Origin of the sequence: Klebsiella sp. RHBSTW-00215 (genome assembly GCF_014103785.1) — a bacterium.
Lineage (GTDB): Bacteria > Pseudomonadota > Gammaproteobacteria > Enterobacterales > Enterobacteriaceae > Klebsiella.
The window spans coordinates 694,669-711,985 of the sequence record NZ_JABXQS010000001.1; the positions used below are offsets into that span (position 1 = coordinate 694,669).

The 17,317-nt window shown below is 55.7% G+C and carries 14 protein-coding genes; 7 read left to right on the plus strand and 7 right to left on the minus strand.

Features of this window, described 5'->3' with window-relative positions; genetic code table 11:
• From lsrD to lsrA, 3 genes are read right to left on the minus strand one after another with little or no spacing between them, the layout of a single operon-like run.
• Positions 1–993 (minus strand): autoinducer 2 ABC transporter permease LsrD, encoded by a 993-nt coding sequence (gene lsrD / locus HV127_RS03355; protein ID WP_182235011.1) that lies wholly within the window; start codon positions 991–993, stop codon positions 1–3.
• Entirely contained in the window at positions 994–2,028 is a 1,035-nt protein-coding gene (lsrC, locus tag HV127_RS03360) for an autoinducer 2 ABC transporter permease LsrC (RefSeq protein WP_182235012.1), read from the minus strand. It abuts the gene before it with no gap.
• A complete protein-coding gene (gene lsrA, locus HV127_RS03365; RefSeq protein WP_182235013.1) occupies positions 2,025–3,512 on the minus strand; it encodes an autoinducer 2 ABC transporter ATP-binding protein LsrA in 1,488 nt (495 codons plus the stop codon). Before lsrA ends, lsrC begins: the two co-directional genes overlap by 4 nt.
• A gap of 219 nt (positions 3,513–3,731) precedes the next feature.
• Here lsrA and lsrR point away from each other — a divergent pair, with 219 nt between their 5' ends.
• From lsrR to HV127_RS03380, 3 genes are all read left to right on the plus strand, one after another.
• The gene (gene lsrR, locus HV127_RS03370) at positions 3,732–4,703 is read left to right on the plus strand and encodes a transcriptional regulator LsrR (RefSeq protein WP_182235014.1); all 972 of its coding nucleotides are present in this window, start codon (positions 3,732–3,734) and stop codon (positions 4,701–4,703) included.
• A gap of 37 nt (positions 4,704–4,740) precedes the next feature.
• Positions 4,741–6,333 carry an autoinducer-2 kinase gene (gene lsrK, locus HV127_RS03375; RefSeq protein ID WP_182235015.1) on the plus strand — a complete coding sequence of 531 codons (1,593 nt, stop codon included), beginning with the start codon at positions 4,741–4,743 and terminating at the stop codon, positions 6,331–6,333.
• A gap of 267 nt (positions 6,334–6,600) precedes the next feature.
• Entirely contained in the window at positions 6,601–8,622 is a 2,022-nt protein-coding gene (locus HV127_RS03380) for an NADPH-dependent 2,4-dienoyl-CoA reductase (protein WP_182235016.1), read from the plus strand.
• On the opposite strand, the gene HV127_RS03385 is transcribed toward HV127_RS03380, so the two are convergent.
• The 4 genes from HV127_RS03385 to HV127_RS03400 all read right to left on the minus strand — a co-directional run bounded on the left by HV127_RS03385 (position 8,619) and on the right by HV127_RS03400 (position 12,907).
• Positions 8,619–9,407: a hypothetical protein gene (locus HV127_RS03385; RefSeq protein WP_182235017.1), complete on the minus strand. Its 789-nt coding sequence runs from the start codon at positions 9,405–9,407 to the stop codon at positions 8,619–8,621. The two genes, HV127_RS03380 and HV127_RS03385, sit on opposite strands and share 4 nt — an antisense overlap.
• A 6-nt stretch (positions 9,408–9,413) precedes the next feature.
• Complete coding sequence (locus HV127_RS03390; RefSeq protein ID WP_228727449.1) at positions 9,414–10,250, minus strand: hypothetical protein; 837 nt, start codon at positions 10,248–10,250, stop codon at positions 9,414–9,416.
• A gap of 78 nt (positions 10,251–10,328) precedes the next feature.
• On the minus strand, positions 10,329–11,459 hold the full coding sequence (rlmG, locus tag HV127_RS03395) for a 23S rRNA (guanine(1835)-N(2))-methyltransferase RlmG (RefSeq protein ID WP_182235018.1): 1,131 nt from the start codon (positions 11,457–11,459) through the stop codon (positions 10,329–10,331).
• A 104-nt stretch (positions 11,460–11,563) separates the two neighbouring features.
• Positions 11,564–12,907: a glycoside-pentoside-hexuronide (GPH):cation symporter gene (locus HV127_RS03400; RefSeq protein WP_181484779.1), complete on the minus strand. Its 1,344-nt coding sequence runs from the start codon at positions 12,905–12,907 to the stop codon at positions 11,564–11,566.
• 107 nt (positions 12,908–13,014) lie between these two features.
• Here HV127_RS03400 and HV127_RS03405 point away from each other — a divergent pair, with 107 nt between their 5' ends.
• The 4 genes from HV127_RS03405 to HV127_RS03420 all read left to right on the plus strand — a co-directional run bounded on the left by HV127_RS03405 (position 13,015) and on the right by HV127_RS03420 (position 17,296).
• Positions 13,015–13,881: a helix-turn-helix transcriptional regulator gene (locus HV127_RS03405; RefSeq protein ID WP_181484778.1), complete on the plus strand. Its 867-nt coding sequence runs from the start codon at positions 13,015–13,017 to the stop codon at positions 13,879–13,881.
• 129 nt (positions 13,882–14,010) lie between these two features.
• Positions 14,011–15,654, plus strand: a complete 1,644-nt coding sequence (locus HV127_RS03410) for a glycoside hydrolase family 43 protein (RefSeq protein ID WP_182235019.1) — start codon at positions 14,011–14,013, stop codon at positions 15,652–15,654.
• 78 nt (positions 15,655–15,732) lie between these two features.
• Positions 15,733–16,236, plus strand: a complete 504-nt coding sequence (locus HV127_RS03415) for a M48 family metallopeptidase (protein ID WP_181484776.1) — start codon at positions 15,733–15,735, stop codon at positions 16,234–16,236.
• 70 nt (positions 16,237–16,306) lie between these two features.
• Positions 16,307–17,296: a Gfo/Idh/MocA family oxidoreductase gene (locus HV127_RS03420; protein WP_181484775.1), complete on the plus strand. Its 990-nt coding sequence runs from the start codon at positions 16,307–16,309 to the stop codon at positions 17,294–17,296.
• Positions 17,297–17,317 lie beyond the last annotated feature (21 nt).

Here is a 17,317-nt window from a genome sequence, read left to right on the forward strand (position 1 = left end):
TTATGCTCCGATTGTTTTACGCGAGAAAAGACGCCGCCAGGTCATCCGCACCCATTCACGATGCAGGCTCAGCGAGCGCCCCATCACCACCACAACCAACAGCGCCCCTGACAGCGCGCTCGACACCTGGTTGGGGATGCCGACCATTTGCAAACCTTGTTGTAAATAACCCACCAGCAGCGCCGCCAGCGCGGTGCCGATGATAGAGCCGGAACCGCCGTAGATATTGGCCCCGCCAAGCACCGCGGCGGTTAGCGCGGGCATCAGCAGGTCGCGGCCTAAATCCGAGCGCGCCGAGCCGAAGTAGGAAACCATTACCAGCGCGGCAATCGCCGAGGCCACGCCGACCAGGCCATACAGCACGTACGGCATGCCGTTTACGGACAGCGCCGCATAGCGCGCGGCGCGCGGATTTTGTCCGAGCAGAAAGAGATGGCGGCCAAAGCGCCCGCGATGAGCCAGCAGCCAGAAGAAAAAAGTAATCACCGCGAACAGCACCAGCGGTATCGGCAGGCCGAACAGCGTCTGGTTCGCGAAGGCGGTAAAGCTATCCGGGAATCCGCCGATGCCTTCGTAGCCGGTCGCTCCCGCCATGCCGGAGAGCAGCAGCGCGCCGCCGCCGTAGAGGTACAGAGTGCCGAGGGTAATCACCAGCGGGCTGATGCCGGTGTAGTGGATTAGCGCCGCGTTCAGCAGCCCGCACAACAGACCGAGCAGAAGCGTCAGCGGAATTGCCAGACTCATCGGCCAGCCCGCCTGCATCATCACCCCCAGCGCGATGGCGCACAGGCCGATGGTCGAACCGAGAGAAATATCAATCCCGCCGCTGATAATCACCAGCGTCAGCGGCAGGGCCACGATACCAATGCAGATAAAATCGCTGGTGCTGAACAGCAGCATATTGAGATCCAGCATGCGCGGATTCAGCGTGCCGAACAGCAGGATCTCCAGCACCAGTAACGCCAGCAGCGCGCTTTCCCAGTTGAGCTTCATTTACGCCACCTCTTTGTTTTTACGTTCGGGAAAGGGAGCTACGCGCTTGCCCCCTTTATTGCCGGGCTGAAAGCGGCTGTACTTCAGCGCCCGCTGATGACGAGCCAGCGCCTGGCGCAGTCGTCCGTCAAGCACCAGTACGCCGAGCAGCACCAGACCGGCGATAAAGTCGTTCCACCACGCCGGGAGGCGAAACAGCACCAGCACGGTGTCAATTTGGGTGAGGAAAAACGCGCCGAGGAAAGCGCCGAGCAGCGTGCCGGTGCCGCCAAGCAGAGAAATTCCGCCGAGAACGCAGGCCGCGATAGCTTTCATCTCCAGTCCGCTGCCGGTCTGATTCGGCACGAAGCCAATCTGCGCGGCGAAAACAACCCCGGCGCAGGCCGCCAGCATGCCGTTAAGGGTAAAAGCCAGCATCCGCGTACGGTTCACCGCCACCCCGAGCTGGCGAGCAGCGGCAAGGTTATCGCCGACGGCGTAAAAATCGCGGCCAAAGGCGGTACGTGAAAGTACCCAGCCGCCCACCAGCAGCAGCGCCAGCACCAACCACCCCAGCGGCGAAATGCCGATAAACGCCGGTTCCGATAGCGCCTTCAGGCTGTTCGGCAGGCCTTCAATCCACTTGCCGCCGGTCCACAGCAGCATCACCCCACGATAAAGCCCGAGGGTGCCGAGCGTGGCGACTATCGCCGGGATGCGCAGTCCCACCACCAGCAGGCCGTTAAACGCCCCGGCCAGCGCGCCGATCGCCAGCGCAAAGGCGATAGCCGTCATCAGGCCATATCCACTGTTCAACGCCACGCCCACCGCGATTGCGCTCAGGCCGACGGTGGAGCCAACGGAAACATCGATATTGCGGGTCAGCATCACCAACGTCGCCCCCAGCGCCAACAGGCAGAGGATTTGCGAGCTGGCGAAGATCATTGCCAGGGTTTGCAAGCTGAAATAGGCCGGGTTGAGCGCCACCAGCCCGGCAAACAGCACCACGATGGCGAGAAAAGCGCTCAGTTCGCGATTCTTGAGTAACGTTTTCATGGCTGTCCTCCGAAGGCCAGGGTCATCATCCGGTCGACGGTGACCGCCTGCTGCGAAAGCTCGCCGCTCTGCCTGCCCTGATGCATCACCAGCACCCGATCCGCGAGACCAACAAACTCATCAAGATCGCTGGAGATCATCAGTACCGCCACGTTCTGGGCGGCCACGCTTTTCAGCAGTTGATAGATGTCGGCGCGGGCGGAAACGTCCACCCCGCGCGTGGGCTCATCGACGATCAGCAGCAATGGGTTGGCCTCCAGGCAGCGCGCCAGCAGCACCTTCTGCTGGTTGCCGCCGGAGAGCGTGCGCACCGGACGATCGCCATCGGTCATTTTGATCCCCAGCGCCCGGTGATAGCGCTCAACCACCGCGGCTTCGCGCTTGTTCTGCTGCCACAGCGACGGTTGGTTAAACATCACCGTGTTCCAGCGCACCGGCGCATCAAGAAACAGCCCGGAGACCTGGCGGTCTTCCGGCAGATAAACCAGCCCACTGGCCAGCCGGTTGCGGGTGCTGTCACGGCTGATATCACGGTTTTCCAGCCACACCCGACCGGCGCGTACCGGACGCAGGCCATACAGCGTTTCGGCAAATTCGGTGCGTCCGGATCCGACTAATCCGGCGAGGCCGACGATCTCCCCGGCGTGGATCTCAAGGTTGAGATCGATAAAACCTTCCCCGGTCAGATCCTCGACCCGCAGCACCGGGAAATCCTGCGCCTGAGTGCGGCGATTGCCCGGCAGCGCCAGCCACAGCTTTTGCGTGTCGCTCAGCGTATGGTCGCGCCCAACGGGCGTCATCGCGCCGATCAGCTGGTTGTCGCCGTATTGCGCGGTTTCCCCGCTCAGCACCACCGCACCGTCGCGCATGACCGATACGTGGCTGGCGACCAGGCGGATCTCGGGGAGTTTATGCGAGATAAACACGATCCCAACGCCGAGCCCCTGCAAGGAACGGATCTGGCGAAACAGCCGCTCTGTCTCCCCCGGAGTTAATGAGGCGGTCGGTTCATCAAGGATCAGGATCTGCGCATCGCGCATCAGCCCGCGCAGGATCTCCACCATCTGTTGATCGGCAACTTCCAGAGTGCTGGCCGCCGCATCAAGCTGAAGCTGGCAGTTGAGCTGCTGGAGCTTTTCCTGCAAGCGAGCCTCGTTATCAGCCCGCTTCGGCAGACGAAAGAGAATGTTTTCCCGCACCGTCAGGTTGGGAAAGAGCATCGGTTCCTGCGGCACCAGATACACGCCCTGCTGATGGGCCTGCGCAGGGTTGAGGCGCGCAAAAGTGCGTCCGCCGAGGATTAACTCACCGCTGTCGGGCGTTTCCACCCCGGCGATAATCTTCATCAGCGTCGATTTCCCCGCTCCGTTACCGCCCATCAGCGCGTGAACCTGGCCGGAAAACACCGTGAAATCAATGCGCTTGAGTACAGTAATGCCGGAGAACTGTTTGCAGATTTGGCGAGCTTCAAGCAGTGGCTTCATTATCACGCCCCGATTTGAACAAAAGATTTTTTAATTTAATAATGTTCAAAAGCGTAGACGGTGAACTATATTTACAACCGTGCAAAGATCACAGTTTTATGCTTTAGATCGTTTGGATAAAACCAGAGAACAACGAAAGATCGGTTTTGCCAGTCGGCTCACATTTTCCGACCACGCAATAACGAACATATGATCTAAATTTTTATAAGAGTTCACTTTATGAGCGAAAAACGCATTACGGAAGAGAGCCGCTACGCCGGGCTGGCGTTAGCCGAGGAAGAGCTGGTGGCGCGGGTGGCCTGGTGTTACTACCACGATGGCTTAACGCAGAACGACATCGGCGAGCGTTTAGGACTGCCGCGGTTAAAGATCTCCCGTCTGCTGGAGAAAGGCCGCCAGTCCGGGGTAATCCGCGTACAGATTAATTCGCGCTATGAAGGCTGTCTGGCGCTGGAGACCGAACTCCAGCAGCGCTTCGGCCTGAAAATCGCCCGCGTACTGCCCGCGCTGAATACCCCGCCGATGAACACCCGGCTGGGGATTGGCGCGGCGCAATCGTTAATGGGCGTGCTCGAGCCTGGACAGCTGCTGGCAGTGGGCTTTGGCGAAGCGACCATGAGCTGCCTACAGCATCTGAGCGGGTTTATCGGCTCGCAGCAGGTACGGCTGGTGACGCTTTCCGGCGGCGTCGGCCCCTATATGACCGGCATCGGCCAGCTGGATGCGGCCTGTAGCATCAGCATGATCCCCGCTCCGCTCAGGGTGTCATCAGCCGATGTGGCGGAGATCCTGCGTCGGGAATCCAGCGTCCGCGACGTGATCCTCGCGGCCACGGCGGCAGATGTGGCGGTGGTCGGCATTGGCGCGATCGATCAGCGCCGCGACGCGACCATCCTGCGTTCCGGCTATATCAGCGAAGGCGAACAGCTGATGTACGTCCGTAAAGGCGCGGTGGGCGACATTTTAGGTTATTTCCTGCAGGCCGATGGCAAACCGGTCGAGGGACTGGAGATCCATCGGGAACTGCTTGGCGTGACCCTCGATGAACTGGCGCAGCTGCCGACTATCGTCGGCGTTGCCGGGGGCGCAGAAAAAGCGCAGGCGATTTACGCGGCCCTTATTGGCAAGCGGATTAATGGCCTGGTAACGGAAGAGACAACAGCACGCGCGGTGCTCACGCTGGCCTCATAACGGTCCTGCGCCGCGCAACAATAGCGAGGCGCATGTCATGAGTTACCTGTTAGCGTTAGATGCCGGGACCGGCAGCGTTCGGGCGGTGATTTTCGATCTCAACGGTCGCCAGATTGCGGTCGGCCAGGCCGAATGGAAACACCTGAGCATCGACAACGTTCCCGGCTCGATGGAGTTCGATCTTACCCTCAACTGGCAGCTGGCCTGCCAGTGCATCCGCCAGGCGCTGGCCGCCGCTCATCTCTCCCCGGCGGATATTCAGTCCGTGGCCTGCTGTTCAATGCGCGAAGGCATCGTGCTTTATGACCGCAACGGCGAGGCCATCTGGGCCTGCGCCAACGTTGACGCTCGCGCCAGCCGCGAGGTGGCGGAGCTCAAAGAGATCCACGACTATCGTTTCGAATCCGAGGTATACGGCGTTTCCGGGCAGACTCTGGCGCTGAGCGCCATGCCGCGCCTGCTGTGGCTGGCCCATCATCGCCCGGATATCTACCGCAAAGCGGCAACCATCACCATGATCAGCGACTGGCTGGCGGCGAAGCTCTCCGGTGAGCTGGCGGTCGATCCTTCAAATGCCGGGACCACCGGTATGCTCGATCTGTTCAGCCGTGACTGGCGTCCGGCACTGCTGGATATGGCCGGGTTGCGGGCCGATATTCTCTCGCCGGTGAAAGAGACCGGTACCGTGCTCGGCGCGGTGACCGATGCGGCGGCCCAACAAAGCGGACTGCGCGCAGGTACGCCGGTGGTGATGGGCGGCGGCGACGTCCAGCTCGGCTGCCTCGGGCTGGGGGTGGTGCGCGCCGGGCAGACCGCAGTGCTCGGCGGTACTTTCTGGCAGCAGGTGGTTAATCTGCCGGAAGTGCGCACCGATCCGGAGATGAATATCCGCGTTAACCCGCACGTGATCCCCGGTATGGCGCAGGCGGAATCCATCAGCTTCTTTACCGGACTGACCATGCGCTGGTTTCGCGATGCTTTCTGTGCGGAAGAGAAGCTGGTTGCCGAGCGGCTTGGGGTGGATGCTTATTCGCTGCTGGAAGAGATGGCCAGCCGCGTTCCAGCGGGCTCCCACGGGGTGATGCCCATTTTCTCCGACGCCATGCATTTTAAGCAGTGGTACCACGCCGCGCCGTCGTTTATTAACCTCTCCATCGACCCGGAAAAATGTAATAAAGCCACGCTCTTTCGCGCGCTGGAAGAGAACGCGGCGATTGTTTCCGCCTGCAATCTGGCGCAGATTTCGCAGTTTTCCGGCGTGAAGTTCGACAGCCTGGTGTTCGCTGGCGGCGGTTCAAAAGGGGCGCTGTGGAGCCAGATACTTAGCGACGTGACCGGGCTGCCGGTGCGGGTGCCCGAGGTTCGTGAAGCGACCGCACTGGGCTGCGCGATTGCCGCCGGGGCCGGTGCCGGGTTGTACAGCGATATGGCGACAACGGGCGAGAAGCTGGTGAGCTGGCATCGGGTATTTATGCCAAACCCAGCGCATCGCGAGCTGTATCAGGAGATGATGGTGAAATGGCAGTCGGTGTACGCCGAGCAGCTCGGTCTGGTGGATAGCGGATTGACGACGTCAATGTGGCAGGCGCCGGGGCTGGCGCGCCGTGCGCCTGCTGCCCCCTCACCCTAACCCTCTCCCCGCAGGGGAGAGGGGACCGTTCGGCACCGCTTTTTTATTCGTCACACAATTCCGCCTTTCTCCTTCTCACTTCAGGAGAGGCACAATCCCGTCCTTCTCCCTCTCCCCCCGGGAGAGGGTCGGGGTGAGGGGAGTCTTCCTGCGCCGTTCTTTGAATCCCATCACAATCGTCGCACTCCCCTTTTCCCTTTTTGCCCGTGACGGCTAAATTAGTAACTCATCCGACCACATAACAATAATTTTACATTGGAAGCTATTATGAGCCGCTACCCGTCGCTTTTCGCCCCGCTTGAGCTGGGGTTCACAACGCTCAAAAACCGCGTGTTGATGGGCTCGATGCATACCGGCCTGGAGGAGCTCCCGGACGGCGCACAGCGGCTGGCGGCCTTTTACGCCGAGCGCGCTCGCCATGGGGTAGCGCTGATTGTCACCGGCGGTATTGCCCCCGCGCCTTCCGGCGTTACCATGGCAGGCGGCGCGGTGCTTAACGACGCCAGCCACCTCTCCCACCATCGCCATATTACCGATGCGGTACACCAGGAAGGCGGAAAAATCGCCCTGCAAATTCTGCATACCGGGCGCTATAGCTACCAGCCTAAACTGGTCGCCCCTTCCGCGCTTCAGGCACCGATCAACCCCTTTACGCCGCATGAACTGAGCCACGATGAGATCTTACAACTGATCGATGATTTTGCCCGCTGCGCCCAGCTGGCGCGGGAAGCCGGGTACGATGGCGTCGAGGTGATGGGCTCGGAGGGTTATCTGATTAACGAGTTTCTCGCCGCGCGCACCAACCTGCGCGACGACCAGTGGGGCGGCGATTATGCCCAACGTATGCGTTTTGCTGTCGAGGTCGTCAAAGCCGTTCGCGAGCGCGCGGGCAGCGATTTTATTATCATCTACCGCCTGTCGATGCTTGACCTGGTGAGCGGCGGCAGCACCCAGGCAGAAGTCACCGAGCTGGCAAAAGCCATTGAGGCCGCCGGGGCAACCATTATCAATACCGGTATCGGCTGGCACGAAGCGCGTATTCCGACCATTGCCACCCCGGTGCCGCGCGGCGCGTTTAGCTGGGTCACCCGCAAGCTGAAGGGCGCGGTGTCGATCCCGCTGGTCACCACCAACCGAATTAATGACCCTGAAGTAGCGGAGGCAATCCTTGCCCGTGAAGATGCCGACATGGTGTCGATGGCCCGCCCTTTCCTCGCCGACAGCGAATTTCTCTCCAAAGCGCAGAGTGGGCGCGCGGATGAGATCAATACCTGCATCGGCTGTAATCAGGCCTGCCTGGATCAGATCTTCGCCGGTAAAGTCACCTCGTGTCTGGTCAACCCGCGCGCCTGCCATGAAACCCTGATGCCAATTGTCCCGGCGGCCACATCGAAGCGACTCGCAGTGGTTGGCGCAGGCCCTGCCGGGCTGGCGTTTGCCGTAAACGCCGCCTCGCGCGGTCATCAGGTGACGCTATTTGACGGACACAAAGAGATTGGCGGCCAGTTTAATATCGCCAAGCAGATCCCCGGCAAAGAGGAGTTCTACGAAACCCTGCGCTATTACCGGCGAATGTTGGATCTGACCGGCGTCACGCTACGGCTGGAAACCCTGGTGGCGGCGGACGATCTGCTGGCGTTTGATGAAACGATCCTCGCCACCGGGATCGCCCCGCGAATGCCGGATATCGCGGGTATCGATCACCCGAAGGTGCTGAGCTATCTCGACGTCCTGCGTGACAAAGCGCCGGTTGGCGAGAAAGTAGCAATTATCGGCTGCGGCGGGATCGGTTTTGATACCGCCATGTATCTCAGCCAGTCCGGTGCTGCTACCAGCCAGAATATCGGCGAGTTTTGCCTCGAATGGGGGATTGATACCAGCCTGCAGACCGCTGGAGGGCTGCGCGCGGAGGGGATTCAATTGGCGAAAAGCCCACGCCAGATAGTGATGCTCCAGCGTAAAACCAGCAAACCCGGCGACGGCTTAGGGAAAACCACCGGCTGGATCCACCGCACTACCCTGCTGGCCCGCGGCGTTAAAATGATCCCCGGCGTCAGCTATCAACGAATTGATGATCAAGGCTTACATGTGACGATCGGCGGCGAATTGCAGGTCCTCAACGTCGATCAGGTCATCATCTGCGCCGGTCAGGATCCTCGCCGTGAGTTAGTTGACCCGCTACAGGCTGCGGGAAAAACGGTGCATCTGATTGGCGGCTGCGATGTGGCGATGGAGCTGGATGCCCGGCAGGCAATCGCCCAGGGCACCCGGCTGGCGCTGTCGATTTAAAAATTCATACTCTGACAATCGCGAGCGCCGTATTCAAACTCGCGTTTGTCATCCCCCTGCGTGAGGCGGTACAGCACCCGTAATCCCAGAGACTGGGGAACGGCGCGGCGACAAAAACGGGCAAAATCCTCACGCGTTTTTTTGTCCCACCCCTGCGAGCCGATATTTTTTAAATCTTGTGCATCGTAGGTAAAGACCAGCGTTTTATCCTCAAAACCCACCTGAGTTAACAAAACGTTTGTCTCCACCTGCTGAGGAAGTTTAAGCGTTTTAATTTCCTCAGTGGTTATCTGTACGTATTGTGCCCATTGTTTCTGGGCCTTGTGATTGTGGATTTTATTCGCCAGCGGCAAACCCGCGCCAAAGAAAATAACCAGCATCAGAACTGATGTTATCAATGCGGGCCTGCGTAATTTTTTACTGACGACGGTCCCTTCTTTTACCATTTGATGGTATTGCCAACATGCCACTAGTGCGAAAGTGAAGCCAGAGATAACAACAACCCATAATACGTTAAAACGCGTATAGCCCTGGCCAGAAACTATAAACAGCTGATCGAACATATAGCAAACTATCGCCATAACGGCGCAAATCCGGCTCTTTTTATAAATGCCAATACCCAGCCCTAGCCAGAGCAGGAAAAAAGTGATGGCGCGAATCGCACCACTTAAACCGGATGGAAAAATAACCATAACCACAATTATGGTCGCACAGCTCAGTAGGCATAGTCCCAGACCGATACGAACGGCGATATTGATATTTTTGGCAACGATGGCTTCACTCATCGATTCTTATCCCTTTTTAAATTGACAGTCTTTCGGCGTAAACGTCAGGTCACGCGTCTCGTATCCTTGCGCAAAGCGGACTATCATCGTTAAATCAAGCGAGGTTGCAACACCATTGGCACAGTAGCGGGAGTAGAGTTTTCTGGCATGCGCGTAGAAATTGGCTATCGATAAATCAGCTAACTTTTCATGGCTCACCTGATGCTCAACAATCAGGGTGCGCTGTTCAAAATAGATATCGGTAATAGTGATGTTATTATTAATTTTCATCGGCAGCGGGATCTTACTCTTATCTTCCATCACCGATTGATAGAACGCCTGCCAGAGAATATTTCTGGTGTGCTTCTGCACCTCTTTCATACCAAAGTAAGCAGAATGGAACAGTGCTAACACAATCACGACAAGTATTATTGTTTGCTTATAAACACGCTCACTATCATCTCTATTTTTCTTCTTATATTTATGCTGTTTCCAGCAGGCGATAATTCCGATGGAAAGGCACAGCAACAACAAAAAAGTGGCAATAAGCCAGATAAAACTAAAACTCTGCCCTGGTGGAATAAGTTCAACAGAAAGTTTTTCAATAACGTATAACAGCAGTGCGGTAACCGCGCAGGCGCGGCTGTATTTATAAATCCCGAATGCCAACGCCCCCCATAAAATAATAAAAAAAAGATTAACCCACAAGGCGTTATCTTCACCAGAACCGAACCAACCAGCCCCCGTAATGAATATATATACAGCGCATTGTATCAGGCAGATAAAAATAGCAGGATTTCTGGCAAGGCGAATTTTCCGCGGAATAATATTGGGCTTAGTACATTCATCATCCTGATGATTCACGTTAATAATCTCCACTCAGTTAATACAAATGGGCAGGCCATTCCCGGCCTGCCCGTCAACTCAGTGGATTATTATCCTTTAACGCTGCTTACGCAATTTCACAGCTTTTAAAATCACAAATTTATTATTCGTGGCGATAGTGGTGCAGTTGCCGAACGCGCGCTTCAGCTTGCGGAAATAATCGAGGTGGCGGTTGCCGACCACGTACAGCTCGCCGCCGTACTTCAGGCTGCGGCGGGCGTCGTTGAACATCTGCCACGCAATATGGTCGGTGATCGCATGCAACTGATGGAACGGCGGGTTACAGAGAATGGCATCAAAGCGGTCCGGTTCAATATCAGTCAGGGCGTTATTGACCACAAACTCGCAGCGCTCGATGTCATCCGGCATGTTGGTTTCGACGTTCAGCTGACTGGAGGCTACCGCCATGTACGATTCATCGGTAAACATCACCCGGGCATTAGGGTTTAAGGCCAGCGCCTGGAGACCAATCACACCGTTGCCGCAACCGAGGTCGGCAATTTCACCTTCGATGCCTTCCGGCAGATAGTCGAGGAAGAAACGCGCGCCGACATCGAGACCGCTGCGGGCAAACACGTTGGCATGGTTGTGAATCGTCCACGGAGTACCGTCCAGCTGCCAGCTATAGGTCTGCGGCGCATCGGTGACTTCGGGCGCGGTAAAGGTACAAAAAATCAACCGCGCCTTTTTCCATGCCAGCGAAGTGGTGGTGGTTCCGAGGATCTTTTCGAACAGCGCCAGGGTGGAGTTATGCACATCGCGCGCTTTCGCGGCGGCGATGATGCGGGTTTCCGGCGTCACCACATCACGCAGCGCACGCAGTTGCTGCTCTAACAGCGCCAGCTGTTTCGGCACCTTAATTAATACCAGCGCCGGTGCTGCGGGCAGCTCGCTCAGGGAATCCTGAAAGCGCACGCTCTCTTCATCGATGCCATTCATCCGCAGGTTGTAGCGGGTCGCCAGCTCAGCAACGTAAGAGTCGTTAACGCTCACCGGGTTACGTTCCGCCAGCGCACAGCCCAGCGCGCCGAAGCTATCATTGAAAATGAGCGTCAGGCCGTCGACGTCATTCAGCTGTTGCAGCAGATACTCATCCGCCGCTTCCCATGCCTGAAGCGCTTCCTCTTCAGCATTTGGTGGGAACCGCTCTAATGTGAATAACTCACCGTTTAACTCTACCTGGCTCATCGCCTCTGTGCCTCCGGAATACTAAAACCCGCGAGTTTATACGCAAACTTCGCCCAGTTGAATAGAGATACGCCGATTATCTCCTCCTCGCGGGCGATAGCCTATTACGCCGGGAGGTCGTCCTGCGACAGGCGAGACAAGCGCTTATCATTCAGACTGTATTTGCCCATGATAACGATCAGCAGCGCGACCAGAACGCCGGGGAAGACGGTGAACAGTAGCTTGATCATCTCCAGCGCGGACTCGGTTTGCTGCGCCGCGCCGCCGACATAGTCACCCCATGCCAGCATATAGCCCACCAGCGCGCCGCCGATGGCGATACCGAGCTTAATAGCAAAAAGATTAGTTGAAAAAACGATGCCGCTGAGCTTTTTACCGCTGCGTTTTTCTTCCGCATCAATAATATCGGACAGCATGCTCCACTGTAGCGGCGTGGCGGCAAGCTGAATAATGTTGATGATAATCACCAGCGCAAAGATAGCGGCCACGTTGCCCGCCGGGACAAAGTACATCCCAATCAGCAGCACCGCCTCCAGGGCCATCGAGATTTTAAACCCTTTGACCTTATCAATATTTTTAAAGATAAACGGTGAGAGCATCGCTCCCAGCACGCCGGACGCCAGGGTGGTGGTCAACAGCAGGCTGCCCAAATCCGCTCGCCCCATAATATTGTTAACGTAGTACAGCGTCGTTCCGCCTTTGAACAGCACAGCAATCAGGTTGACAACGTTGAGTGCGAACAGAATGCGCCAGTCTTTATTGGCAAGCAGCGTTTTCAGGTCATCAAGAATACTGCTTTGGTTATTCACCGCAATATCAGTGGAAAAGCGCTCTTTGGTCAGGCCAAAACAGATAAAGAACAGAATGATGCTCAGGCATCCCATCACAATCATGGTGTAAAAATAGCCGTTCTGCACGTTCCCCTGGCCAAGAAAAGCCACCAGCGGCAGCGCTGTGAGCGAGACAATCAGGCCGCCGAGGGTACTGAGTGCAAAGCGCCAGGACTGGAGAGAGACGCGCTCTCTGGAATCGTTAGAGATATTATTGATCATCGCGCAATACGGTACGTTAATGGCCGTATAGACTAAAGATAATAAGGTATAAGAAACATAAGCATAAATAAGCTTACCGGTATAGCCAAAATCTGGCGTATAAAACGTTAAGCAGCAAAGTACGCCAAAGGGAATAGCGAACCACAAAATATAGGGCCGGAACTGCCCATATTTAGTCCGGGTACGGTCCGCGACAGCGCCCATTAATACATCAGTCACTGCATCTAATACTCTTACCGCGAGAAACATGGTCCCCATATGTGCCGGGCTTAAACCGAATACGTCGGTATAAAACCAGGCCATAAACAGCATTACCGTCTGCCAGACTAAATTACAGCCGGTATCGCCTAACCCATAACTAAATTTTTCTTTGATACTTATACGGGCAGTATTCATCGCGTCTCCGCCTAAAAGAACGTTAAGATTTGTCCTCTGTACGTTATTGCGAAGGGCCTGCTGATTATGTATAAATCATCCTGTGAAATATAAGAAGAGTGTACTCGATGAGTGATGAATCTCCCGTTTTCGAAAAGATCCCCGTGGGCACCGGCGAGCTGTTTACGCTGCGTGTAGATAACATAAATGATTTCAATGGGATAAACGTAGTCCCCCATTATCATATGATGGATGAGCTGATGTGGTTCCGGGAATCAGGGGGAAGTTATTCGATCGGTGACGAAAAATTCACCATTAAAAACAATACCCTGGTATTCGTTCCCGCCTTACTGATCCATGAAATGACGCTCCCGGCCGCCGCCAGCCACAAGCGCTATCTTATGCAATTTGAGAAAGAGTGGCTGGAGGGGTACGACCTGTCATTGCCCGCCGCCCACTGCGGCGCGGTGGTGTATCTTTCTGGTGAAGAGGCCGAACGTCTGGAGCTGCTGCTAAGCTGGTGCGGGGAGTTCAGCGACTTCTCCGATTCGCTATTCCGATCGCTTATGCAAAGCGTACTGCTCCACGCGTTTAATAGCCTGAAAGACTCGGTCCAGATTACCGAACGCACCAGCCATCGCTATCTCAGCGAGCTTATCGAACTGTTACAGTCCATCGATGCCAGCGAGAATTTTGAGATGACCACCGAAGAGGCCGCTCGCCGCTGCCAGTGGTCGAAATCCTGGTTTTCAAAGACCTTTAAATCGGCCTTTGGAATCAGCTTCAAAAAATTCATGCTGCTGCGTAAACTCAATATTGCCATTAATCTCCTGACCAATACCGACCTGAAGATCAGCGACATCTCGCAAAGCGCCGGTTTCACCGACAGCGCCTACTTTTGCCTAAAGTTCAAAGAGATGATGAACGATACTCCGCTGGCCTTTCGCCACAAGGTCAGAAGCACCGATGCGGTAGGGAGCCGCGCAGATAAATAAATCGCTTTTTGTGAGCGATATCACGGGGTGAGTGGACGTTTATTATATAAATAAAACCAGTCTATATATCCCCTGACCGAACGACTATTTACAATCATCGTTATATTTTTTGCATCAAGGGTAAATACGATGATTCAGAATCCTGTTTTTAAAGGTTTTAATCCTGACCCCAGTATATGTCGACGCGGTGATGATTATTACGTGGCGGTATCATCATTTGAGTGGTTTCCCGGCTTACCGGTTTATCACTCCAGGGATCTTAAACATTGGCAATTACTCACTCACGTTCTTACCGACGATAACAACCCAGATTTAAAAAAACTGCCCTCAGCCAAAGGAATTTGGGCACCAAGTCTGACCTGGTGCGAAGAAGAACAACTGTTTTACGTTATTTATGGTGTGATGAACTCCATGAGTTCACGTTATTTCGATGTGGATAATTATCTTATTACCGCCAGTGAAATAACCGGCCCGTGGAGCGAGCCAATATATCTCCACTCCGCCGGGTTCGATGCCTCAATCCTTCACGACAACGACGGTAAAAAATGGATCGTCTCTCTGGAGTGGGAAACCCGTGAAGGCTACGAAAAACCGGGGGCCATTTGCCTGGTGGAGTACTCGCCACAAACACAAAGTATCATCGGCTACCCGCAGCGAATCTGGCATGGCGGTACCAACCGCGGCTGTATTGAAGCGCCCCATCTGACGCGGCGCGGCGACTATTACTACCTGATGGTTGCCGAAGGCGGTACCGGATACGGCCATGCGGTCACCATGGCCCGCGCAACGGAAGTCACCGGCCCCTATGAAGGCGATCCGATGAACCCAATCGTCACCTCCTGGCCGCAGAATTTTAACGAGCGTAAAGACGCAGGGCATCTGAAGCCGCACTACTTCAATCCGGAAACCTATCTGCAAAAGGCCGGGCACGGCAGCTATGTCGAAACCCCCACGGGCGAAGTCTGGTTAACCCATCTGTGCAGTCGCCCGTTCCGCCAGGAATTACGCTGCCCGCTAGGTCGGGAAACGGCGATTCAAAAGATGGAATGGACCGACGAAGGCTGGCTGCGAATGGCATCCGGGGGGAATCTCGCCGAGCACCAGGTGGAAGAATCCAGGCTGCCTGCACACCCATTTCCGGCCAAAGCGGATATCGATGATTTTGATGGGCAAACGCTGGATAACGCGTTTTATGCCCCGAGGATTCGCTTCCAGCGTTTTACCAGCCTGAGCCGTAAAGCGGGCTACCTTGCCGTGCGCGGGCAGGAGTCGCTGAGCTCGCTGAATAAGGTCAGCCTGCTGGCGAAAAAACTCACCTCGGTATACGCAAACATCACCACGAAAATGGATTTCAGCCCCGAGATTTATCAGCACAGCGCGGGTCTGGTGCTCTATTACGACAACATGAACTATCTGTTCCTGCATAAAACCTGGGATCAAGCCTCTGGCTCTGCGCAACTGGCCATTATTTATATGGATAACGGCGAACGTCATGACGACCCGCAGAAAATTCGCCTCGCGGAAGGAGAAATTTATCTGGCGATGGCCATTAACGGCCGGGAGATCCAGTGCTCATGGTCTGTCGATGGCGAAAAATATCAAAAAATCGGCGCGATCTACGACACATCGCGTTTTTCCGATGAATATAGTCGCTACGGCGAGTTTACCGGCGCATTTGTCGGCCTGGCCTGTGTGGATAGCATGCTGCATCGCAAAGAGGCGCTGTTTGATTTCTTCGGCTATCGGGCGGTTGAAGACGCGATCATCGAGTAACGCAGCCTTTCTGGCATCCTGCCCGCGCGGGGTGCTAGAATTCGCGCCAGTTGTCGCTTAATTACGCAAACAGGCCCCATGAGCACATTAACCTATCTCCAGGGTTACCCTGAATCCCTGCTGGCGCAGGTCACCACCTTAATCGAACAGAATCGCCTCGGTGAGGTGCTGAAAAAGCGCTATCCGCAGGGCCATGATATCAACAACGATAAAGCGCTGTACCAATACACCCAGGATCTGAAGTCTCGCTATCTGCGCGGCGCGGCCCCTATTAATAAGGTGATGTACGACAACAAAATCCACGTACTGAACAACGCGCTCGGCCTGCATACCGCTATCTCACGCGTACAGGGCGGCAAGCTGAAGGCGAAGGCCGAAATTCGCGTCGCCACCGTTTTTCGCGATGCGCCAGAGGATTTTCTAAGGATGATCGTGGTACACGAACTGGCGCACCTGAAGGAAAAAGACCACAACAAAGCGTTCTATCAGCTGTGCTGTCATATGGAGCCGCAGTACCATCAGCTGGAGTTTGATACTCGCCTGTGGCTGACGCAGCTTTCGTTAGAGCGTTCTGCGCCATAGCGCACTGGTTTTGTCATGATGGCGTGTTAGAGTGACGAAAGGTCCCTTTTTACGGAGTTCGTCAACGTTTATGATACGTTTCGCAGTTGTTGGCACAAACTGGATAACCAAGCAGTTTGTCGATGCCGCCCATGAAACCGGCAAATATAAGCTTACCGCCATCTACTCCCGTAGCCTTGAACAAGCCCAGGCCTTCGCCAGCGATTATCCCGTCGAACACCTCTTCACTTCACTGGAAGAACTGGCGCAATGCGCTGATGTGGACGCGGTTTATATCGCCAGCCCTAACTCGCTGCATTTTCCGCAAACCCGCCTGTTTCTGAGCCATAAAAAGCATGTGATTTGCGAAAAACCGCTGGCCTCGAATCTGCAAGAAGTGGAAGCCGCTATTAAGGTCGCGCGGGAAAATAACGTGGTGCTGTTCGAAGCGTTCAAAACCGCCAGCCTGCCAAACTTCCTGCTGCTGAAGCAGTCGTTCGACAAGATCGGCAAGCTGCGCAAAGCCTTTATTAACTACTGCCAGTACTCTTCTCGCTATCAGCGTTATCTCGACGGCGAGAACCCCAATACCTTTAACCCGGCCTTCTCTAACGGCTCGATTATGGATATCGGCTTTTACTGTCTGGCCTCAGCGGTCGCGCTGTGGGGCGAGCCGCGCGCGGTGCACGCCAGCGCCAGCCTGCTGGACAGCGGCGTTGATGGCCAGGGCACGGTAGTTTTAAGCTACGGTGATTTTGATGTCACTCTGCATCACTCCAAAGTGAGCGATTCCGCAATCCCGAGCGAAATTCAGGGTGAAGCAGGCGCGCTGGTTATCGAGAAAATTTCGGAATGCCAGAAAGTCTGTTTTATACCGCGCGGCGGCAAGCCCCAGGATCTGACGCAGCCACAGCACATCAATACTATGCTGTATGAAGCGGAAGAGTTTGCTCGCCTGGTGGAAGCCAACGAGGTTGCTCATCCGGGTCTGGAAGTGAGCCGCATCACAGCGAAGCTGCTGAGCGAGATTCGTCGCCAGACCGGCGTGGTCTTCCCGGCGGATTCCCAACCCGTGGCGTAAAGGAGTGTAAATGGTCCGTCG

Bases quoted from the DNA above. Each gene is read 5' to 3' on its own strand.
- HV127_RS03400 (WP_181484779.1), bottom strand. From the start codon at position 12,907: ATGAATACTGCCCGTATAAGTATCAAAGAAAAATTTAGTTATGGGTTA.
- HV127_RS03405 (WP_181484778.1), top strand. From the start codon at position 13,015: ATGAGTGATGAATCTCCCGTTTTCGAAAAGATCCCCGTGGGCACCGGC.
- lsrK (WP_182235015.1), top strand. From the start codon at position 4,741: ATGAGTTACCTGTTAGCGTTAGATGCCGGGACCGGCAGCGTTCGGGCG.
- lsrC (WP_182235012.1), bottom strand. From the start codon at position 2,028: ATGAAAACGTTACTCAAGAATCGCGAACTGAGCGCTTTTCTCGCCATC.
- rlmG (WP_182235018.1), bottom strand. From the start codon at position 11,459: ATGAGCCAGGTAGAGTTAAACGGTGAGTTATTCACATTAGAGCGGTTC.
- lsrD (WP_182235011.1), bottom strand. From the start codon at position 993: ATGAAGCTCAACTGGGAAAGCGCGCTGCTGGCGTTACTGGTGCTGGAG.
- HV127_RS03420 (WP_181484775.1), top strand. From the start codon at position 16,307: ATGATACGTTTCGCAGTTGTTGGCACAAACTGGATAACCAAGCAGTTT.
- HV127_RS03385 (WP_182235017.1), bottom strand. From the start codon at position 9,407: ATGAGTGAAGCCATCGTTGCCAAAAATATCAATATCGCCGTTCGTATC.
- HV127_RS03410 (WP_182235019.1), top strand. From the start codon at position 14,011: ATGATTCAGAATCCTGTTTTTAAAGGTTTTAATCCTGACCCCAGTATA.
- lsrA (WP_182235013.1), bottom strand. From the start codon at position 3,512: ATGAAGCCACTGCTTGAAGCTCGCCAAATCTGCAAACAGTTCTCCGGC.
- HV127_RS03380 (WP_182235016.1), top strand. From the start codon at position 6,601: ATGAGCCGCTACCCGTCGCTTTTCGCCCCGCTTGAGCTGGGGTTCACA.
- lsrR (WP_182235014.1), top strand. From the start codon at position 3,732: ATGAGCGAAAAACGCATTACGGAAGAGAGCCGCTACGCCGGGCTGGCG.
- HV127_RS03415 (WP_181484776.1), top strand. From the start codon at position 15,733: ATGAGCACATTAACCTATCTCCAGGGTTACCCTGAATCCCTGCTGGCG.